Genomic DNA, 18,381 nt, shown 5'->3' with positions numbered 1-18,381 from the left:
GATGACCGATAAGAGCGAAAAATCCGCAAAAGATTACCTACGGCCTGAAGATCGCATTCTCTGGGAAACGGTAGCTAAAACAACAAAACCTCTGTCTGGAAAAAAGCCTAAGGAAGAAGAGTTTCCGGATTTCAAAATCGTGATGGCGCAGGCGGCTGAGAAAATGCCTGCGAAAAAGCCGCCCTCGTCTGCGGCTGACACACCGACGCCGAAAAAGAAGTTCAACTCACTCAACGAAATGCCGATCCATACCTTTGATCGGCCAACTCATCGCAAGATTTCCAAAGGGCGTGTGGATATCGAAGCACGCATCGATCTGCATGGGCTCACACAGAACGATGCCTACGAATTGCTCTATGGTTTTTTGCTCAGCGCACATGCGCGCGGATTGAAGCATGTGATGGTGATTACCGGTAAGGGCCGCTCTTTCGGCAGCGAAGGCGTGCTCAAGCAGGCCGTGCCGCACTGGTTCTCGACACCTTTGTTCCGGCTTCTGGTTAGCGCTTATGAAGATGCCGCAAATCACCACGGTGGTCATGGCGCGCTTTATGTGCGGCTCCGCCGTCAGACCCAGGGCGGAGGTCTCATCCGATGACCCCCTTTGGCAAGCGGCTTCGTGATCTTCGTGAGGAACGCAACGTTACACAGAGAGAAATGGCTGCAGCGCTGCGCGTATCACCAGCCTATCTTTCGGCGCTGGAGCATGGACGGCGGGGACAGCCAACCTGGGATATGCTGCAACGCATCATTACTTATTTCAATATTATCTGGGATGAGGCGGAGGAACTGCAAAATCTTGCAGCAATTTCGCATCCGCGCGTGGTTATTGATACATCTGGCCTTTCGCCGCAGGCGACCGAGCTTGCCAATCTTCTGGCGCGCAATATCCGCATCATTGATCGCGAGACGATTAAACATCTGAGCGAAGAAATAGAGGCGGCGCGCAAGCGCCGTCGTGGCCTGAAGCCGTTAGCGCCCCGCCCCTAAAAGAGTGCTTTCAGTTCATCCAGCTTAGAGTTGACCAGCCAGCCATAGTAATTTTCCTGCGGCATCAAAGGCTCCTGCCCGGATGTCTTGCGCTGGGCATTTTCATTGGCAAGCGCGCGGGCGCGTGCTGTCGATCCGCCGGTATTATACAGTGTCGCTGTCAGGCCGGGGTTTTTCGAAATATCGAAATCGGCGATCTGGCGATAATCGGTGATTGACTGCTTTAGCGTTGCGGCGATGTAAGGCAGTGTCAGATCAGGGTCCATGATGGTCTTGTAAACCGTGTTGCCGTTCTCGGCATTAAGCTTCGGCAGACCCGATACGCGATTGACCATGTCCGACATCTGCAGCGCGGTCAGCGGATTGATCTGGCCAAGGCCAAAGGTCTGACCGGCATAGAACGGCTGGAAGAACACGGCGCTGAAACGATTGTTCGGATATGTCTTGCCGCCAACCGATTTTCCGCGGAACTGCTTGTTCCAGATCGTCTCGCGGCAGCTCCACAGCGAATAGCTGTCCTTGAATTTGAGGCATTCGGAAAACTCCGGACGCTTCACGAACTGGCCAATGCTTTCGCCATTATAGCCAAAGCTCACGCCTTGGTTCACATAGGACATGGCCTTGACGTAATAGGTTTGCAACCGGTCATAGACATCGACATTGTAGGTGTGTTCACCAACAATCGCGCCGACGATGTGGATCGGATCAATGCCGTAAGCCGAAGCGGTTGATTTGATTTTTGAGCGCAGCGAAGCATCTTTTTTCAGAAGATTATAAATCTTGCGATATTTGGCTTCATAAGTGGTGCTCAGTTCCTTGGTGCGCTTGGCTGATGCGCCGGGAATGGGAGGTTGTTCTGCACTGCGATTTCCGGGCGGAACCATAACGGCTGCAAGGGCGCTCTGGCAGGAGAAAGCGATGGCCAGGCAGATGCCTGCAATTCGGTTCAGTCGACTGGTCATTGCGCGGAAATGGCCCCAATATGGTAAATCATGCGTAAAAGTTGGCGCAAAATAAAAAACCCCCTCGATGAAGTCGAGGGGATTTTTGTCTTTCGGGATTATCAGATCAAAGCGTGGCTTTCTGGTCACGTTTCTAAAATCACATCCCAAGTTCTTTACAGGATGAAACGCGAAAGATCCGTGTTCTTGGCCAGATCGCCGATGGTCTTGCGGACATATTCCCCATCGACCTTGAAGTCCGAACCAGCCTTGTCCGGTGCATTATAGGAAATATCGTCCAGAACGCGTTCCATCACGGTCTGCAAGCGGCGGGCACCGATATTTTCGACGGTCGAATTGAGATCAACCGCAATGTCAGCGAGAGCATCAATCGCGTCGTCGGTAATATCGAGCTTCACCTCTTCCGTCGCCATCAGCGCAATATATTGCTTGATAAGGCTGACTTCGGTTTCGGTCAGAATCCGGCGGAAATCTTCACGCGTCAAAGCGTTCAACTCCACACGGATCGGCAGACGACCCTGAAGTTCCGGCAGAAGGTCAGAAGGCTTGGAAACATGGAACGCACCCGAGGCGATGAACAGGATATGATCGGTTTTCACCGGACCATATTTCGTTGCAACAGTTGTGCCTTCAACGAGCGGAAGCAGATCGCGCTGCACGCCCTCGCGTGAGACGCCTGCTCCCATTCCGCCTTCGCGTGCTGCGATCTTGTCGATTTCGTCAAGGAAGACGATGCCGTCATTTTCGGTCGAACGCAGTGCTTCCTGAATGAGCTGATCCTGATCAAGCAGCTTGTCAGACTCATCATTGATCAGGATTGCATAGGAATCCTTGACGGTTGTCTTGCGCGTCTTGGTGCGCCCGCCCATGGCCTTGCCGAAAATATCGCCAATATTGATCATGCCGATATTGGCGCCAGGCATACCCGGAATTTCGAAATTCTGGCCTGAACCGGTATCGGCAACTTCGATCTCGATTTCCTTGTCGTCCAACTCGCCGTCACGCAGCTTCTTGCGAAAGCTTTCGCGGGTGGCTGGGCTTGCAGTCTTGCCGACAAGACCGTCAAGCACGCGCTCTTCGGCATTGATATGTGCCTTTGCCTTCACGTCTTCACGCTTTTTTTCACGCACAAGGCCGATTGCAGCTTCGACCAAATCACGGATGATCTGTTCAACGTCGCGGCCAACATAGCCGACTTCGGTAAATTTGGTCGCTTCAACCTTGATGAAGGGAGCACCTGCAAGCTTGGCCAGGCGACGGGAAATTTCCGTCTTGCCGACGCCGGTCGGTCCGATCATCAGGATGTTTTTTGGCATGACCTCTTCGCGCATCTGGCCTTCCAACTGCTGGCGGCGCCAGCGATTGCGCAGAGCGATAGCGACGGCGCGCTTGGCGTCGTTCTGGCCGATGATGAAGCGGTCAAGTTCGGAAACGATTTCACGGGGAGAAAAATTACTCATGATTATAACCCGGTTTGCCACTGCTTGATGAACTCGAACGGATGCAGCAGCATGATCACGTTGAGCGTAAGGTTGTCGCGGATAACGATAAGGGCCAGAACTTCCATGAAGAGCGCAATCGCGACGGTGATTTTTGTTGGTAGTTTTGCAGCAAGCAGAAAACCGATCAGGGCAGCAACTGTATCGGAAACCGAATTCACGATGCTGTCGCCAAAATAGTCCACCGAGGACGTATTCGCGCGATAGCGCTCAATGATGAAGTTCGAGTTTTCGACCAGTTCCCAGACGGCTTCAACGCCGACTGCTATGGCAAGCCTCAAGCCCAGCGGAGCCTTTGGCGCGATGATTGTCAGAAGCCAGTAGAACAGAAAACCATGAATGATGTGCGAGAGCGTATACCAGTCGGCTATATGCTGCGAATTCTCAGACATCAGCGAACCGGACCATAATTTTACAGTACCGCATTCGCACATAGGAATCCGTCCGTCGATATAAAGCCAGGAGGCCTGTATAACGAGAATGGCAAGGACGATCAGAGCACCTAGGCCCCAACGCTGTGTTTCAGAGGTTGAGGCTTGCACGGTTTGCGTCATTCGGCGTCGAGGCTTTCAACAAGAATGCTGTGATTGGTGTAGATGCAGATATCGGCCGCAATCTCCATCGCCTTGCGTGCAATTTCCTCAGCATCCTTATCGGTATCGATCAGTGCGCGGGCCGCAGCCAACGCATAGTTGCCGCCAGATCCGATAGCCATGACACCATGTTCTGGTTCAAGTACATCGCCGGTACCGGTGAGTGCGAGCGTGACCTTGCTGTCGGCAACCAGCATCATGGCTTCGAGTTTGCGCAGATAACGATCCGTACGCCAGTCTTTGGCAAGCTCGACGGAAGCACGCATGAGCTGGTCTGGATATTGTTCAAGCTTGGCTTCAAGACGCTCAAGCAGGGTGAAGGCATCAGCGGTTGCGCCTGCAAAACCGGCAATGACATTGCCTTTACCGATGCGGCGCACTTTGCGCGCATTGCCCTTCATCACAGTATTGCCGAGCGAGACCTGCCCGTCACCGGCGATGACAACTTTGCCGCCCTTGCGAACGGTGACAATGGTCGTTCCGTAAATTGTTGTGGGATTATGTTCGATCATGGATCACTCCTTTGGCGGCTCATACGTTTCCATCTGGCAAACGCACAAACCCCTGATATGGCCGAAGCCTCATTCCGTTCGCGAAAGAGCTAACTGAATCGGGTTTCGTTGTGAATATTTAAGAACCGTCTGGCAAAATGCAAATGGCTAACAGCGCATTCCAAAAAGTGTGAAACGGTTTTTGGATAAAATGCGCTGCTGGGAAAGCCGCATTCCAAAAAGTGTGAAACGGTTTTGGATAAAATGCGCGTGAATAAAATTCAGAATCTTGCGAGCTGTCCTAAAAGCATTGGCAAAAGCGGTCAGCTGTTCTAGAACGCGAAAAGATTTCAACAGAGGAAATGCTATGACGGCTGAAAGCGCCCGCAAAGCAAGTATCGAACGTTCAACAAAAGAAACAAGCATCGCTGTTTCTGTGGATCTGGACGGCAACGGCAAGTTTGACATCACAACAGGTGTCGGCTTCTTCGATCATATGCTGGAGCAGCTTTCCCGACATTCGCTCATCGACATGCGCGTGATGGCCAAAGGCGATCTGCACATCGACGATCACCATACGGTGGAAGATACTGGCATTGCGCTGGGTCAGGCTGTGGCAAAAGCGCTTGGTGAGCGTCGTGGCATCGTGCGTTATGCTTCGATGGATCTTGCCATGGATGACACGCTGACGGGTGCGGCGGTCGATGTTTCGGGCCGTGCGTTTCTGGTCTGGAATGTGAATTTCACGACGGCCAAGATCGGCACCTTCGATACCGAACTGGTGCGCGAGTTCTTCCAGGCTTTTGCGATGAATGCAGGTATTACGCTGCATATCAACAATCACTATGGCGCCAACAATCACCATATTGCAGAATCGATCTTCAAGGCTGTGGCAAGAGTTCTGCGCACGGCACTGGAAACCGATCCGCGTCAGAAGGATGCAATTCCTTCGACCAAGGGGTCGCTGAAGGGATAAGCCAATGGCACAATTCGTCGTTCTGGAGAAAGAAGGCGCTGACGGCGCTGAAAACTCTGTGTTTGTGCGCGACGGATTCTACACTTTGGCACTGATCCTTCCGGTTGTCTGGCTGTTGTTGCAGCGACTGTGGTTTGAGGCTTTTGCTATTTTGGGCATAACGATCCTGCTTGGATTTGCCGGCGCTATGCTCGGCATCTCCAATGCGGTTCCCGTGATCACCTTGCTGTTTTCGCTCTTTGTGGCACTGGAAGGCCCAAACTGGAAAATCGCGAAGCTTAAGCGGCAGGGCTATGTCGAGAAAGCCGCCATCGATGCGGCTGATCTGGAAGAAGCCGAGATTCGCTACTTCTACGGTGGTGATGAAGCGGCAGTTCAGACGGCAAAGCCTGCACCCGACTGGGCTGGACAAACCCCTCGCCCCACTTATTCCTCATTTGGCTCGACGATCGGATTTGTCGGTCATCGCGGAGAAAACTGAAAATGCGTGTTGCAATTATTGACTATGGTTCCGGCAATCTTCGCTCGGCCACCAAGGCCTTTGAGCGCGCCGCCCATGAGAGCGGTGTGAAAGCTGAAATCGAACTGACGGCGGATGCCGATCGCGTGGCGAGTGCCGATCGCATCGTGCTGCCGGGTGTCGGTGCTTATGCCGATTGCCGTCGTGGCCTCCATGCTGTTTCCGGCATGGTGGAAGCACTGGAAGATGTGGTTCTGAAAAAGGCACATCCTTTCCTTGGTATCTGCGTCGGCATGCAATTGATGTCCGAACGCGGACTTGAAAAAGAAGTGAGCGAAGGTCTTGGCTGGATCGCTGGAGATGTGCGTGAAATGACGCCGTCCGATCCAACGCTCAAGATTCCGCAGATTGGCTGGAACAGGATTCACGTGAAACATTCGCATCCGGTGTTCGACGGCATCGCCACCGGCGAGAACGGTTTGCATGCTTATTTCGTGCACTCCTATATGTTCGACGCGAAGAACAAAGCCGAGGTGCTGGCCGTCACCGATTATGGCGGCGATGTGACCGCAATGGTGGGCCGCGACAATATGATCGGCACGCAGTTCCATCCTGAGAAGAGCCAGTTGCTCGGTCTCTCGCTTATTGCCAATTTCCTGAAATGGAAGCCTTGAAGATATGATCCTTTTTCCCGCCATCGATTTGAAAGACGGTCAATGCGTGCGCCTGAAGCTTGGCGACATGGATCAGGCGACCGTTTACAATGAAGACCCCGCAGCACAGGCTAAAGCTTTTGAGGATCAGGGCTTTGAATGGCTGCATGTGGTCGATCTCAACGGTGCCTTCGCTGGTGAAAGCGTCAACGGCAAGGCTGTTGAAGCGATTCTCAAAGCGACCAAAAATCCGGTTCAGCTTGGCGGCGGTATTCGCACCCTCGCCCATATCGAAAGCTGGCTTTCCAAGGGGCTGCGCCGCGTCATTCTCGGTACGGTTGCCGTACGCGATCCGGCGCTGGTGATCGAAGCCTGTAAGGAGTTTCCGGGTCAGGTTGCAGTCGGCATTGATGCCAAGGGCGGCTATGTCGCTGTCGAAGGTTGGGCCGAGGCCTCCGAGCTTGGCGTGGTGGAACTCGCGAAAAAATTTGAAGGTGCTGGTGTTGCAGCCATTATCTATACGGATATCGACCGTGACGGCGTGCTGGCAGGTATCAACTGGGATTCGACGCTCGGTCTCGCTGACAGCATTTCCATTCCGGTGATCGCATCGGGCGGCCTCGCCTCGATGGATGACATCAAACGTCTTTCTGCACCTGATGCCCGGAAGCTTGAAGGCGCGATTTCCGGTCGCGCGCTTTATGATGGCCGCATCGATCCGGCAGAAGCATTGGCTCTCTTGAGGACTTCGGCATGACCTTGAAAGCACGCGTAATTCCTTGTTTGGACGTTAAAGACGGCCGCGTCGTGAAGGGTGTGAACTTTGTCGATCTGATCGATGCCGGTGATCCGGTGGAAGCGGCCCGCGCCTATGATGCCGCCGGTGCTGACGAACTGTGCCTCCTCGATATCACGGCGTCTTCGGACAATCGTGAGACAATTTTCGATGTCATCGCCCGTACAGCGGAACAGTGCTTCATGCCGCTGACTGTTGGCGGTGGCGTTCGCCAGGTTTCTGATATTCGCAAGCTGTTGCTTGCCGGGGCTGACAAGGTTTCGATCAACACGGCTGCGGTCAAGAACCCGGAATTTGTTGCGGAAGCCGCTGACAAGTTTGGCGATCAGTGCATCGTTGTGGCCATCGACGCCAAGAAGGTTTCGGGTGCTGGTGAGAGCGACCGCTGGGAAATCTTTACCCATGGTGGACGCCAGACGACTGGCATTGATGCGGTGGAATTTGCGCAAAAGGTGGTGAGCCTTGGTGCCGGCGAAATCCTGCTGACCTCGATGGATCGGGATGGAACCAAGGCGGGTTACGATGTGGCGCTGACGCGGGCTGTCGCGGACAGCATACGCGTTCCGGTGATCGCTTCGGGCGGTGTTGGCAATCTCGACCACATGGTCGACGGTATACGTGAAGGTCATGCAACGGCAGTTCTTGCGGCGTCGATCTTCCACTTCGGCACCTATACGATTGGCGAAGCCAAGCGCTACATGGCCGAGGCTGGCATTCCGATGCGGCTCGACCCAGTCCGTTGAGAATACAGCTTGTCGCGGAAAAGTGGGAACCGGTTTTCCGATAACGACATGCGCAAAAATCTGAAGGAAATCCGATGACTGAATTTACACTTTCCGACCTTGAACGCATCGTCGCAGAGCGTGCAAATTCGACGGATGGATCGTCCTATACGGCTAGCCTCGTTGCCAAGGGGCAGACACGCGCCGCGAAAAAGCTTGGTGAAGAAGCCGTGGAAACGATCATTGCAGCAGTGAATGGCGACCGCGCTGAAGTGGTCACGGAAAGTGCTGACCTACTTTACCATTTGCTGGTGGTGCTCAAGATTGCAGATGTGCCACTCAATGAGGTTTTTACAGAATTGCAGCGCCGTACAGCACAGACTGGCCTTGAGGAGAAGGCTGGTCGTCCGAAAGCGTAAATGCAGATCAAACAGGAAGTGTTAGAATTGGCGTTGAGGGAGAGCAGCGACAATATGTGGGAAAAAGTGGACCAGCTAACGCCGTCGCGTTACTCGCCTTACCGTTTCTTTTCGGCCGAGGAATGGGCAGGCTTTCGCGCCGACACGCCCCTCACCCTCACCTATGAAGAAGTCAAACGGCTGCGCTCGCTGGGCGATCCGATTGATCTTGACGAGGTGCGGCGCATTTATCTGTCGCTGTCCCGCCTGCTCTATGCGCATGTGGAAGCAAGCCAGCTTCTGTTCCGCCAGCGCCAGCAATTTCTCAATATGGAAGAGCGTTTCAAGACGCCTTTCATCATTGGCATCGCAGGCTCGGTTGCGGTTGGCAAATCCACGACCGCGCGTATTCTGAAAGAACTGCTCGCCCGCTGGCCTTCCAGCCCCAAAGTCGATCTGGTGACGACGGACGGCTTCCTCTACCCCAACGCGGTTCTGCGTGAGCAGAATTTGATGGAGCGCAAGGGCTTTCCGGAAAGCTATGATGTGGGCGCGGTTCTGCGTTTCCTTTCAGCGATTAAGGCCGGCATGAGCCATGTGCGCGCGCCGCTCTATTCGCACTTAAGCTATGACGTGCTACCTGGCGAATATCAGATTGTCGACAAGCCCGACATTCTGATCTTTGAAGGCATAAACGTACTCCAGGTCCGCGATCTGCCGGAAGACGGCAAGATGGTGCCCTTCGTGTCCGACTTCTTCGACTTTTCGATCTATATCGATGCGGAATCGGAGCTGATCCACAAATGGTATATCGACCGCTTCATGCGTTTGCGTGAGACTGCTTTCGTCAATCCGCAGTCATTCTTCCACCGCTATTCGCAGCTTTCAGAAGAAGCCGCGCGTTCCATCGGCGAAGGCCTCTGGAACAATATCAATATGAAGAACCTGCGTGAGAATATTCTGCCCACGCGCCCGCGCGCTGACATCATTCTGCGCAAAGGCAGCGATCATCTGATCGAAGAAGTGGCGCTACGAAAGATATAAAGGCGGATCGCAGTTGCCATACGTAAAATGGCGGCTCTAGGAGCCGCCATTAAACAAATTAAAAGATAACAAACGACTTATTCGCCGCGTTCAGCGTCCGAACTTTTCAGTTCTTCAAGTGTTGGCATCGAAACGATGTTATAGCCTGAATCCACATAATGGATTTCGCCGGTAACACCGCTCGAAAGATCAGACAGCAGATAAACAGCCGATTTGCCAACATCGTCAATGTCTACGGTGCGACGAAGCGGCGAATTACGGCGCTGATAGCTGAAAATCGCGCGTGCATCGCCAATGCCGGCACCAGCCAGCGTGCGAACCGGACCAGCCGAAATCGCATTAACGCGGATGCCCTGCGGACCGTAATCGGCGGCGAGATAACGAACCATTGCTTCAAGCGCTGCTTTCGCAACGCCCATGACGTTGTAGTTCGGAATCGTGCGTGTCGAGCCGCCATAGGTCAGCGTCAGGATCGAGCCGCCGTCCTTCATGAGCTTTTCTGCGCGCTGTGCCATTTCGGTGAAGGAATAGGCAGAGATCACCATGGTGCGGCTGAAATTATCGCGCGTGGTGACGTCTGCGTAACGTCCCTTCAGCTCGGTTTTGTCTGAGAAGCCAATGGCGTGAACGATGAAATCGAGCTTTCCCCATTTTTTCTCGATTTCGGCGAAAACGGCATCAACCGAAGCAATGTCTTCTACATCGCAAGGCAGCACCAGATCCGACCCAACCTGTTCGGCCAAAGGCTTCACGCGTTTGCCGAGTGCGTCACCCTGATAGGTGAATGCCAGTTCGGCGCCCTGTGCGGCGAGTTGCTTAGAAATTCCCCATGCGAGTGAGTGGTTATTCGCGACCCCCATAATGAGGCCGCGTTTGCCTTGCATCAAACCTTGCATATTGTCCCTCTCCGTCAGCCCTTATAGCGCTGGAAAACCAGCGTTGCATTGGTACCGCCAAATCCAAAGGAATTGGAAAGCACTGTATTGAGCTGAGCATTGTCGATGCGCTTGCGAACGATAGGCATGTCCGCGAAGGCAGGATCCAGTTCTTCGATGTGAGCGCTTTCACAGATGAAGTTATTTTCCATCATCAAAAGCGAGTAGATTGCTTCCTGAACGCCGGTAGCACCGAGCGAGTGGCCGGTCAGCGACTTGGTTGCTGCGATTGGCGGGCAGGCATCGCCTGAGCCAAACACCTGACGAATCGCTTCGATTTCCGGTGCGTCACCTGCCGGTGTCGAAGTCGCATGCGGATTGATGTAGTCGATCTTTGACGTGACCGTCGAAAGCGCCATCTTCATGCAGCGGATCGCACCTTCGCCCGAAGGAGCAACCATGTCGTAGCCGTCGGAGGTTGCGCCATAGCCGACGATTTCGCCGTAAATCTTTGCACCGCGTGCGAGCGCTGTTTCGAGGTCTTCGAGTACGAGAACGCCTGCGCCTCCAGCAATAACAAAACCATCGCGGTTCTTGTCATAAGCGCGCGAGGCTTTTTCCGGCGTGTCGTTATACTTGCACGACATAGCACCCATAGCGTCGAACAGCACCGAAAGTGTCCAGTCGAGGTCTTCACAGCCACCCGCAAAAACGCGGTCCTGTTTGCCATACTGGATCATTTCATAGGCATTGCCGATACAATGGTTCGACGTCGCACAAGCCGAAGAGATCGAATAATTGACGCCCTTGATCTTGAAGAAGGTCGCGAGCGTTGCCGATGCGGTCGAGCTCATGGCTTTTGGCACGGCAAACGGGCCGACGCGCTTTGGACCTTTTTCGCGGGTGATGTCAGCAGAATCAACGATTGTGCGTGTCGAAGGACCACCAGAACCCATGATGATGCCGGTTCGATCGTTGGAGACCTCCTCTTCCGAAAGACCTGCATCGGCAATGGCCTGATCCATGGCGATGTGATTCCATGCCGTACCGCGGCCATGAAAACGCATTGCGCGGCGGTCGACCAGCGCCTCGACATCAATCTTTGGAATGCCGTGCACCTGACAACGGAAACCGAGTTCGCCGTATTCTTCAGCACGGGAAATGCCGGATTTGGCTTCACGCAGAGAGGTTGTGACCTCTTGCACGTTATTTCCAATCGAGGATACAATCCCCATACCCGTTACGACCACACGCCGCATCGCGTTCTCCTTTACACCTGTTCCGTGTGATCAACCCGTGTGAGCTGACCCTTGTTCCCGGTTACATAGGTGCGATCTTCGCATGTTTTGAGCGCGGCGGTATGAAAACTCGTGATTTTCTGCTTCCGCACCCGTGAATGATGATGAATTAGGCGCTATCACCGTCTTTGGACAGTCCGACGCGCAGATCACTTGCTTTGTAGATGGTCTCGCCATCAGCCTTGAGCCAGCCATCAGCCGTGCCAAGAACGAGACGACCGCGCATAACACGCTTGAAGTCGATACCATATTGCAGAAGCTTGGTGTGCGGGCGAACCATGCCTTTAAACTTCACTTCACCAGTCGACAGCGCCATACCGCGACCAGGCTCACCGAGCCAGCCGAGGAAGAAACCTGTCAACTGCCACATGCCATCAAGGCCAAGGCAGCCAGGCATGATCGGGTTGCCCTGAAAATGGCATGGGAAATACCAGTCGTCTGGGCTTACGTCATATTCTGCACGGATATAGCCCTTGTCGAACTCTCCGCCAGTTTCGGAAATCTCGGTGATGCGGTGCACCATCAGCATTGGCGGCAGGGGGAGCTGTGCATTGCCGGGGCCGAACAACTCACCGCGTGCGCAGCTGAGGAGCTCTTCATACCCGTAGCTCGATTTCTGTTCTGCCATTACGCCTCCCTTGAGGATCATTCTGATGTGACGGCTTTATGTTTGAAGCAGTCGGGTTGTCGATTTTCGGGGACACCTCTAGCATAGAGTGCCTCCGACAGTAAAATAGTGTGCCGGGTTTTCCCAAAAAAGCCGGTATTACCATGCCTATTGATACTTAATTCGCAACGGCATATATCAATGACAGTATGCAATGGGCAACAGCCCGTTTAATCTTTGACAAAATTGCTACGGGATCGTGACGGATCAAAGGGTGAAAATGCAGAATTATCATGCCAACCACTCGATGGTTTCAATGGAAGAGCGTCTTCGCAGCGCGGGTTTGCGCCCGACGCGCCAGCGTGTTTCGCTTGCCAGTCTGATCTATGCACAGGGGGATCGCCACCTTTCCGCTGAAGACCTTCATGAAGAAGCAGTTTTAGCGAATGTGCCGGTATCGCTTGCGACGGTCTATAACACACTACATCAGTTTACCGAAGCCGGTATGCTGCGGATCATCGCCGTCGAAGGCTCGAAAACCTATTTTGACACCAATATTTCCGATCACCAGCATTTCTTCCTCGAGGGCGAGAATGTGGTTTTCGATATTCCGCATGGTGAGCGTGGCCAGCCAACGGTTTCCAATATGCCGGAAGCACCGGAGGGTATGGAAATCGTCAATGTAGATATTATCGTCCGCCTCCGACGCAAAACGCGTTAAGCGTTGTGGTATGGTTTTCTATAAAGGCAGCCTTTTCAGGCTGCTTTTTTGTTGCGCATTGATCTCTAAAATGGTTCACCCGAACCATTACCTTTCATAGGTGCATTTATCGCGGACCTCCCAACCGAGCATAAATGCGTCGATAACCATTTGACTGGATACGTTCATGCGTAAGTTGATCATAGCAGCCGTTGCATTCGCCCTTTATTCGACTGGAAGCGCTTTTGCTGAAAAGATCCGCATTGGCGTGACACCTGGACCGCACGCGCAGATCATGGAAAAGGTCAAGGAAGTCGCCGCGACAAAGGGTATCGAAATCGATATTCAGGAATTTTCTGATTATGTGATTCCGAACATGGCTCTTGCCGATAAGTCGCTTGAAGCAAACTCTTTCCAGCATCAGCCTTACCTTGACAATCAGGTCGCAGATCGCGGATTTCCGATTGAAACTGTTGCACAGACAGTCAACTTCCCGATGGGAGTATATTCTAAGAAGCTGAAGAATATATCGGAGCTGGTTGACGGCGCGACTATCGCTATCCCGAACGATCCAACCAATGGCGGCCGTGCCCTTCTGGTGCTTGCAGATAACGGCCTGATCAAGCTTGATTCTTCGAAGGGGCTGAAAGTCACGTCAATAGATGTGACGGAAAACCCGAAGAATCTGAAGTTCGTGGAACTGGATGCAGCGCAACTGCCACGTTCACTCGAAGATGTGGAAGCAGCCGTCATCAATACGAATTATGCATTGGAAGCAGGTCTTAATCCGGCCGGTGACGCACTTATCCGTGAGGGTGAAAAAGCTCCTTATGTCAATGTGCTGGTCGTCCGCACTGCCGACAAGAATGCGGAATGGGTGAAGACGCTGGTCAGCAGCTATCACAGCCCGGAAGTGAAGCAGTTTATTGCTGAAACCTTCAAAGGCTCGGTCATTCCGGCTTGGTGACAGGCCAGATCGAATACTGATTTTGAAGCGGGGCGAGCAATCGCCCCGCTTTTCGTCAAAGCCCGTCCAAGAAAACATGAAACGGTGTTTGGGCTCCGAGTTTTAAGCCTTTCGCCGCATCCAGATATTGGTGAATGGAAGCCCGTTATCGTCTTCCCCGCGACGACTGATTTCCTGAAAGCCGAGCCGCTGATAGAAACGACAGGCTCGTTTATTGTCGGCGTAAACTTCGAGAGAGAGTTCGCCTTTCAGTGTCAGAGCATGGTCGAGCAAGCGGTGGCCTATGCCGTATCCTTGCACGGAAGGGTCAACGAAAAGGCCACCAATGAAGCAATCCAGCAGGCCGATAAAGCCAACATGCTCACCATTTAGAACGGCAACCCAGGTCTCTGCCTTTTCCAGATAGACGTCTTCAATAAGCTTTTGCTGATTGCGTAGCAGGTCTTCTCCTAGAAACCCATGTGCTTCCAGAGAGGCGCGATACCAAATGGAGGACAAGATTTGTTTGTCCGCGGCCTGATAGGTGCGGATCATAAGCGTCATGTTTTTCATGATTATTCCAGAGTTTAATTATGCACAAAAATCCCACCAATTGGGCGGGGTCCAAATCCGTTAAAATGGCGACGATGAACTTCTGCGCATAAAACTCCTTCTTGATTCTGTTCCGTAAGAGCTAGCCTCATGAATGATGCGACGTCAAGACGGACGCAGTGCCAGATCAGTCGAATACTTCATCCGGATAAACGCCCCAAAGGTCAGACTGTCTGATCCAGCCGCGTATACCCTGAATATCCATTCGACACCACTGGCCATTGCATTCGCGAACGGTGCCGACAACATTCGGTTCGACTTCCGCCGACAAGCCCGAGGTTTCACTCGGATCGCGGCGCATGGTGATCATCGCATCCTGATCATTCTTGAGCCATGGGGCCGTAATTGCTGTGCGTTTGCCCGACAGGAGAGACTGATAGACCCAGCCTTCCGTGCCGTCGGCATCGCGGATTCGGCGCCAGTTATCGTATTCCTGAATAATTTCGACAGGCAGTCCGGATTTCATGAACAGCCATGAAACGGCATAATCGCGTCCCGGGCCCACGCGCAGATTGACGCGTGCCGGCTTCAAGCTGACAAAACGGGGGACTGGCAAGCCGCTTGCCCCAAACGTTGTGCCTGCTGAGGTTTGGGCCATTGCAGCATGAGTATGCGCTAGCATCGGCGCAATAATTAACACCAAAGCCATACTGCCAAGCGCTGCCATAAAAAAGCGTTGCGAAAGTACTCGGTACAATTCTGACCTCTCGCTGTCCTGTCACTTCATGGCAGTTCCAACGAATGGGGAGATTTTCGTCAGAAACTGCAAAAATAAAACTGTGCGGTTTTTCCGCTTCTGCTTCTCAAACAAGTCAGGCAAAAGCTTGTCTTCTCACAGGTTTGTGGAGAAGCGTCGGAGACGCAGGGGCAGCTTTCGCGATTCTGTTTTTCTTTGTCTTTGCTGCGCCGCCTTGCTAGAGATGAGCAGCCGGAGCAATATCTCATATTGCACCTTCTTGGTTAAGGAGGTCTCAACGTGAGAATCGGCAAGCCAGGTTTCCTGTGAAATTTATGGACCTGCACAGGTGGCACTGCTCAAGAAAAAGGGGTGGAGATGTCGAACAAGAAAAAACCGCTAGTGGTATTGACCCGCAAACTGCCTGATCCGGTGGAAACCCGAATGCGGGAATTGTTCGACGCACGTCTGAATATTGACGACCATCGCATGTCGCAGCCGGAAATTATCGCTGCGATGAAAGAAGCCGATGTTCTGGTGCCTTGCATCACCGATGTGATCGATGCTGCAGCCATTGAGCAGGCTGGCCCCAATCTCAAACTGATCGCAAACTTCGGCAATGGTGTCGATAATATTGATGTAGCTGCTGCTGCAAAGCGCGGCATCACTGTCACCAACACGCCCAATGTACTGACAGAAGACACGGCCGACATGACGCTGGCACTGCTTTTGATGGTGCCGCGTCGTTTGGTCGAAGGCGCAAATGTCCTTAACGAGCGTGATGGCCAATGGCCGGGTTGGTCGCCGACATGGATGCTTGGACGACGCATCTGGGGCAAGCGTCTGGGTATTGTCGGTATGGGTCGAATCGGCACAGCCGTTGCCCGCCGTGCCAGGGCTTTCGGGCTTTCAATCCATTATCACAATCGCAAGCGCGTCAACGCGCAGCTTGAGGAAGAGCTTGAAGCGACTTATTGGGACAGCCTCGATCAGATGCTGGCTCGCATGGATATAATTTCTGTCAATTGTCCGTCGACGCCCGCAACCTTTCACCTGCTTTCTGCCCGACGCATTGCATTGATGCAGCCAACTGCCTATCTCGTGAACACGGCCCGCGGTCAGATTATCGATGAAAATGCGCTGGTCGAACTGATCGAGCAGGGCAAGATTGCCGGGGCCGGGCTTGATGTGTTCGAGCACGAGCCAGCAGCCAATCCGCGCCTGCTGTCGCTTGCTGAAAAAGGTAAAGTCGTGCTGCTGCCGCATATGGGATCGGCAACAATTGAAGGCCGCGTGGATATGGGCGACAAGGTCATCATCAATATCAGGGCCTTTGTCGACGGACATCGTCCACCGGATCGTGTGTTGCCGAACAGAATCTAGTTACTTGCTGGCGGTGAGCGGCGCGTCCAGCCTGTTACCCGCAAGAAATTTCAGAACCGTTCTTGCATAAAGGCGCGGGTTTTCAGCTGGAACACCGTGCCCGGAATCAGGCAGTATGATCAGCTGCGCTCCGGGGATATGATCCGCAATAAATTCAGTGTGCTCTTGCGTTATTGCCGTATCCCGGTCCCCGATCACGATTGCTGTCCGCACGGCGATTTTTGATAAATCTTCTGCAGTATAATTCGGCTCATTCGCCCAAAGTGCATGAATTTCCCTATCAATGCTGCTGTAGTGGCGCAGTTCGGGGATCGGCTTTCCTTCGGCGCGCGCCAGCGCATAACCCGTGGAACCTTCCGGAGTGACATTGGCTGCCTGCGCAAACAGGCTTTTCAGGCGCTCAGGATAGCGGATGGCGATATCAATGCCGATAATGCCGCCATCGCTCCAGCCAACAAGATCAACTTTGCTAACATGCAGATAATCAAGTAGCGCTACATAATCATCGGCCATCAGCTCATAGGTGATTGGCTCCGTCGTTCGTGTCGAGCGGCCCTGACCACGACTGTCCGCGACAATTACCATATGATCGCGCGCCAGAATCGGCAGTTGCGCATCCCAGACATGCTGGTCGGACAGACCTCCATGAATGAGCAGGATCGGCGGTCCCTTGCCGACAACGCGATAGTACATCTCAATGCCGTTGACGCTGGCAAAGCTTGCGGGCGAAGCCGTGATAGTCATGCGGGCTACTCTCTCAAAAGAGACGGCAGAAGGGAAAGAGGCGCTGAGGCCAAGTACCAGCCCTGCAATCCATAATGTCCCTCTTCTCTTCATCGTCTCACGCTTATGGCCTTCTGATGCGCGTTGGCAGGTCGTAAAGATAGGCGATGCGTTTTATCGCTTCCTTTAACGGCTCAAGCGTTACCGTCATTGTGTGACCGCTGGCGTGAATCAGCATGTCGGGCGCAGCACAGATTGCCACATGGCCTTTCCAAAAGACGAGATCGCCACGCTTTAGATTGGAATAGCTCGCATCCGGCTCGATGATCTCACCAAGCGAATTCTCTTGCATGTCGGAATCGCGCAGGACTGTGCGGCCAGTAACCCACATTGAAAGCTGAACCAGACCAGAGCAATCAATACCAAAGCCCGATGCCCCCCCCCAGAGATAAGGTGTGTGCATCAGTGTTTCGGCGACTGCGACATAATCCGCAGCGTGCTCGTTCAAAGGCGCAAGATGTTTTGCAATCAGTGATTCGCCGCTCTCAAGCAGTGCGTATTCGGTTCCTCGCTTCTCGGAATACCCTGCGATTCGGACGCGGGAGCCGAGTGACAATGCTTTTGTGTAAGGAAAGCGAAGATCATTGCCGGAATAGACGAATGTGCGTGGCACAATCACCATATGGGTTGTTTCGCGCGCTGGCTTTTCCAATGAAGCTGCTGAGACATAGCCGGTATAACCGTCGCGCTCAGCCTGCACCCAGCACCAGCCTTCCTGTTCTTCGAAAACACGCACCAGATCACCAAAGATGATCTGAGTCTGTGGCCCGCTGTCAGGGCGGGGTTCTGAGCGCAGGTCGACAACCGAATCGGAAACCTGCATCAGCGTACCAGCAGTAAAGCGACTTGCTTCCACCTGACCATTCAGCCGTTCATCGGCAAGATCGGGACGGTAGGCGTTCAAACGACGATCAAGCATG

23 protein-coding genes are annotated in these 18,381 nt (G+C 53.4%); 12 read left to right on the top strand and 11 right to left on the bottom strand.

Features of this window, described 5'->3' with window-relative positions:
* Position 1 precedes the first annotated feature (1 nt).
* Together H5024_RS01755 and H5024_RS01750 are read left to right on the top strand one after the other, a co-directional pair.
* On the top strand, positions 2 to 595 hold the full coding sequence (locus H5024_RS01755) for a Smr/MutS family protein (protein WP_187543743.1): 594 nt from the start codon (positions 2 to 4) through the stop codon (positions 593 to 595).
* Positions 592 to 987 (top strand): helix-turn-helix transcriptional regulator, encoded by a 396-nt coding sequence (locus H5024_RS01750; RefSeq protein ID WP_187543742.1) that lies wholly within the window; start codon positions 592 to 594, stop codon positions 985 to 987. Before H5024_RS01755 ends, H5024_RS01750 begins: the two co-directional genes overlap by 4 nt.
* Here the strand turns inward: H5024_RS01750 and H5024_RS01745 are convergent.
* The 4 genes from H5024_RS01745 to hslV all read right to left on the bottom strand — a co-directional run bounded on the left by H5024_RS01745 (position 984) and on the right by hslV (position 4,553).
* On the bottom strand, positions 984 to 1,949 hold the full coding sequence (locus tag H5024_RS01745) for a DUF1402 family protein (RefSeq protein ID WP_187546522.1): 966 nt from the start codon (positions 1,947 to 1,949) through the stop codon (positions 984 to 986). The genes H5024_RS01750 and H5024_RS01745 overlap by 4 nt on opposite strands.
* A gap of 155 nt (positions 1,950 to 2,104) precedes the next feature.
* Positions 2,105 to 3,409 (bottom strand): ATP-dependent protease ATPase subunit HslU, encoded by a 1,305-nt coding sequence (gene hslU / locus H5024_RS01740; protein WP_187543741.1) that lies wholly within the window; start codon positions 3,407 to 3,409, stop codon positions 2,105 to 2,107.
* 2 nt (positions 3,410 to 3,411) lie between these two features.
* Positions 3,412 to 4,002: a DUF2585 domain-containing protein gene (locus H5024_RS01735; protein ID WP_187543740.1), complete on the bottom strand. Its 591-nt coding sequence runs from the start codon at positions 4,000 to 4,002 to the stop codon at positions 3,412 to 3,414.
* Complete coding sequence (hslV, locus tag H5024_RS01730; protein WP_024898440.1) at positions 3,999 to 4,553, bottom strand: ATP-dependent protease subunit HslV; 555 nt, start codon at positions 4,551 to 4,553, stop codon at positions 3,999 to 4,001. The genes H5024_RS01735 and hslV overlap by 4 nt, the downstream gene beginning before the upstream one ends.
* A 346-nt stretch (positions 4,554 to 4,899) precedes the next feature.
* Here hslV and hisB point away from each other — a divergent pair, with 346 nt between their 5' ends.
* The 7 genes from hisB (at position 4,900) to coaA (ending at position 9,581) form a co-directional block, all read left to right on the top strand.
* Positions 4,900 to 5,508 (top strand): imidazoleglycerol-phosphate dehydratase HisB, encoded by a 609-nt coding sequence (gene hisB, locus H5024_RS01725; protein WP_007872453.1) that lies wholly within the window; start codon positions 4,900 to 4,902, stop codon positions 5,506 to 5,508.
* 4 nt (positions 5,509 to 5,512) lie between these two features.
* A complete protein-coding gene (locus tag H5024_RS01720) occupies positions 5,513 to 5,989 on the top strand; it encodes a DUF2628 domain-containing protein (RefSeq protein WP_187543739.1) in 477 nt (158 codons plus the stop codon).
* A 2-nt stretch (positions 5,990 to 5,991) separates the two neighbouring features.
* Positions 5,992 to 6,642: an imidazole glycerol phosphate synthase subunit HisH gene (gene hisH, locus H5024_RS01715; protein ID WP_187543738.1), complete on the top strand. Its 651-nt coding sequence runs from the start codon at positions 5,992 to 5,994 to the stop codon at positions 6,640 to 6,642.
* 4 nt (positions 6,643 to 6,646) lie between these two features.
* Positions 6,647 to 7,378: a 1-(5-phosphoribosyl)-5-[(5-phosphoribosylamino)methylideneamino]imidazole-4-carboxamide isomerase gene (gene hisA, locus H5024_RS01710; RefSeq protein WP_187543737.1), complete on the top strand. Its 732-nt coding sequence runs from the start codon at positions 6,647 to 6,649 to the stop codon at positions 7,376 to 7,378.
* On the top strand, positions 7,375 to 8,160 hold the full coding sequence (gene hisF / locus H5024_RS01705; RefSeq protein WP_187543736.1) for an imidazole glycerol phosphate synthase subunit HisF: 786 nt from the start codon (positions 7,375 to 7,377) through the stop codon (positions 8,158 to 8,160). Before hisA ends, hisF begins: the two co-directional genes overlap by 4 nt.
* 74 nt (positions 8,161 to 8,234) lie before the next feature.
* The gene (locus H5024_RS01700) at positions 8,235 to 8,558 is read left to right on the top strand and encodes a phosphoribosyl-ATP diphosphatase (protein WP_187543735.1); all 324 of its coding nucleotides are present in this window, start codon (positions 8,235 to 8,237) and stop codon (positions 8,556 to 8,558) included.
* Positions 8,559 to 8,612: 54 nt separating this feature from the next.
* Complete coding sequence (gene coaA, locus H5024_RS01695) at positions 8,613 to 9,581, top strand: type I pantothenate kinase (protein ID WP_187546520.1); 969 nt, start codon at positions 8,613 to 8,615, stop codon at positions 9,579 to 9,581.
* Positions 9,582 to 9,658: 77 nt separating this feature from the next.
* Here coaA and fabI read toward each other — a convergent pair whose 3' ends face one another.
* The 3 genes from fabI to fabA form a co-directional block, all read right to left on the bottom strand.
* Positions 9,659 to 10,477 carry an enoyl-ACP reductase FabI gene (fabI, locus tag H5024_RS01690; protein ID WP_187543734.1) on the bottom strand — a complete coding sequence of 273 codons (819 nt, stop codon included), beginning with the start codon at positions 10,475 to 10,477 and terminating at the stop codon, positions 9,659 to 9,661.
* Between the two features lie 14 nt (positions 10,478 to 10,491).
* Positions 10,492 to 11,715, bottom strand: coding sequence for a beta-ketoacyl-ACP synthase I (gene fabB / locus H5024_RS01685; protein ID WP_187543733.1), 1,224 nt, complete (start codon positions 11,713 to 11,715; stop codon positions 10,492 to 10,494).
* Between the two features lie 148 nt (positions 11,716 to 11,863).
* On the bottom strand, positions 11,864 to 12,382 hold the full coding sequence (fabA, locus tag H5024_RS01680) for a 3-hydroxyacyl-[acyl-carrier-protein] dehydratase FabA (RefSeq protein WP_024898331.1): 519 nt from the start codon (positions 12,380 to 12,382) through the stop codon (positions 11,864 to 11,866).
* Between the two features lie 259 nt (positions 12,383 to 12,641).
* Here fabA and irrA point away from each other — a divergent pair, with 259 nt between their 5' ends.
* Both irrA and H5024_RS01670 read left to right on the top strand, forming a co-directional pair.
* Positions 12,642 to 13,082, top strand: a complete 441-nt coding sequence (irrA, locus tag H5024_RS01675) for an iron response transcriptional regulator IrrA (protein WP_187543732.1) — start codon at positions 12,642 to 12,644, stop codon at positions 13,080 to 13,082.
* Positions 13,083 to 13,248: 166 nt separating this feature from the next.
* A complete protein-coding gene (locus H5024_RS01670) occupies positions 13,249 to 14,028 on the top strand; it encodes a MetQ/NlpA family ABC transporter substrate-binding protein (protein WP_187543731.1) in 780 nt (259 codons plus the stop codon).
* 102 nt (positions 14,029 to 14,130) lie between these two features.
* Here the strand turns inward: H5024_RS01670 and H5024_RS01665 are convergent, their stop codons facing one another.
* On the bottom strand, positions 14,131 to 14,580 hold the full coding sequence (locus H5024_RS01665; protein ID WP_187543730.1) for a GNAT family N-acetyltransferase: 450 nt from the start codon (positions 14,578 to 14,580) through the stop codon (positions 14,131 to 14,133).
* Between the two features lie 166 nt (positions 14,581 to 14,746).
* Positions 14,747 to 15,316 carry an SH3 domain-containing protein gene (locus tag H5024_RS01660; protein WP_187543729.1) on the bottom strand — a complete coding sequence of 190 codons (570 nt, stop codon included), beginning with the start codon at positions 15,314 to 15,316 and terminating at the stop codon, positions 14,747 to 14,749.
* A 357-nt stretch (positions 15,317 to 15,673) separates the two neighbouring features.
* Here H5024_RS01660 and H5024_RS01655 point away from each other — a divergent pair, with 357 nt between their 5' ends.
* The gene (locus tag H5024_RS01655; RefSeq protein ID WP_187543728.1) at positions 15,674 to 16,678 is read left to right on the top strand and encodes a D-glycerate dehydrogenase; all 1,005 of its coding nucleotides are present in this window, start codon (positions 15,674 to 15,676) and stop codon (positions 16,676 to 16,678) included.
* Here the strand turns inward: H5024_RS01655 and H5024_RS01650 are convergent, their stop codons facing one another.
* Both H5024_RS01650 and H5024_RS01645 read right to left on the bottom strand, forming a co-directional pair.
* Positions 16,679 to 17,515, bottom strand: a complete 837-nt coding sequence (locus H5024_RS01650) for an alpha/beta hydrolase (RefSeq protein WP_187543727.1) — start codon at positions 17,513 to 17,515, stop codon at positions 16,679 to 16,681.
* 10 nt (positions 17,516 to 17,525) lie between these two features.
* A complete protein-coding gene (locus H5024_RS01645; RefSeq protein WP_187546518.1) occupies positions 17,526 to 18,380 on the bottom strand; it encodes an NlpC/P60 family protein in 855 nt (284 codons plus the stop codon).
* Position 18,381: the final 1 nt, after the last annotated feature.

It is taken from the genome of Ochrobactrum sp. Marseille-Q0166 (genome assembly GCF_014397025.1).
Taxonomy (GTDB): domain Bacteria; phylum Pseudomonadota; class Alphaproteobacteria; order Rhizobiales; family Rhizobiaceae; genus Brucella.
Note: the sequence above shows the minus strand (reverse complement) of the source record. Positions and strands in the feature narration are given on the sequence as shown.

Excerpts from the sequence above, each read along its gene's own strand:
- H5024_RS01755 (WP_187543743.1), top strand. The coding sequence starts at position 2 with ATGACCGATAAGAGCGAAAAATCCGCAAAAGATTACCTACGGCCTGAA.
- H5024_RS01750 (WP_187543742.1), top strand. The coding sequence starts at position 592 with ATGACCCCCTTTGGCAAGCGGCTTCGTGATCTTCGTGAGGAACGCAAC.
- H5024_RS01745 (WP_187546522.1), bottom strand. The coding sequence starts at position 1,949 with ATGACCAGTCGACTGAACCGAATTGCAGGCATCTGCCTGGCCATCGCT.
- hslU (WP_187543741.1), bottom strand. The coding sequence starts at position 3,409 with ATGAGTAATTTTTCTCCCCGTGAAATCGTTTCCGAACTTGACCGCTTC.
- H5024_RS01735 (WP_187543740.1), bottom strand. The coding sequence starts at position 4,002 with ATGACGCAAACCGTGCAAGCCTCAACCTCTGAAACACAGCGTTGGGGC.
- hslV (WP_024898440.1), bottom strand. The coding sequence starts at position 4,553 with ATGATCGAACATAATCCCACAACAATTTACGGAACGACCATTGTCACC.
- hisB (WP_007872453.1), top strand. The coding sequence starts at position 4,900 with ATGACGGCTGAAAGCGCCCGCAAAGCAAGTATCGAACGTTCAACAAAA.
- H5024_RS01720 (WP_187543739.1), top strand. The coding sequence starts at position 5,513 with ATGGCACAATTCGTCGTTCTGGAGAAAGAAGGCGCTGACGGCGCTGAA.
- hisH (WP_187543738.1), top strand. The coding sequence starts at position 5,992 with ATGCGTGTTGCAATTATTGACTATGGTTCCGGCAATCTTCGCTCGGCC.
- hisA (WP_187543737.1), top strand. The coding sequence starts at position 6,647 with ATGATCCTTTTTCCCGCCATCGATTTGAAAGACGGTCAATGCGTGCGC.
- hisF (WP_187543736.1), top strand. The coding sequence starts at position 7,375 with ATGACCTTGAAAGCACGCGTAATTCCTTGTTTGGACGTTAAAGACGGC.
- H5024_RS01700 (WP_187543735.1), top strand. The coding sequence starts at position 8,235 with ATGACTGAATTTACACTTTCCGACCTTGAACGCATCGTCGCAGAGCGT.
- coaA (WP_187546520.1), top strand. The coding sequence starts at position 8,613 with ATGTGGGAAAAAGTGGACCAGCTAACGCCGTCGCGTTACTCGCCTTAC.
- fabI (WP_187543734.1), bottom strand. The coding sequence starts at position 10,477 with ATGCAAGGTTTGATGCAAGGCAAACGCGGCCTCATTATGGGGGTCGCG.
- fabB (WP_187543733.1), bottom strand. The coding sequence starts at position 11,715 with ATGCGGCGTGTGGTCGTAACGGGTATGGGGATTGTATCCTCGATTGGA.
- fabA (WP_024898331.1), bottom strand. The coding sequence starts at position 12,382 with ATGGCAGAACAGAAATCGAGCTACGGGTATGAAGAGCTCCTCAGCTGC.
- irrA (WP_187543732.1), top strand. The coding sequence starts at position 12,642 with ATGCAGAATTATCATGCCAACCACTCGATGGTTTCAATGGAAGAGCGT.
- H5024_RS01670 (WP_187543731.1), top strand. The coding sequence starts at position 13,249 with ATGCGTAAGTTGATCATAGCAGCCGTTGCATTCGCCCTTTATTCGACT.
- H5024_RS01665 (WP_187543730.1), bottom strand. The coding sequence starts at position 14,580 with ATGAAAAACATGACGCTTATGATCCGCACCTATCAGGCCGCGGACAAA.
- H5024_RS01655 (WP_187543728.1), top strand. The coding sequence starts at position 15,674 with ATGTCGAACAAGAAAAAACCGCTAGTGGTATTGACCCGCAAACTGCCT.
- H5024_RS01650 (WP_187543727.1), bottom strand. The coding sequence starts at position 17,515 with ATGAAGAGAAGAGGGACATTATGGATTGCAGGGCTGGTACTTGGCCTC.
- H5024_RS01645 (WP_187546518.1), bottom strand. The coding sequence starts at position 18,380 with ATGCTTGATCGTCGTTTGAACGCCTACCGTCCCGATCTTGCCGATGAA.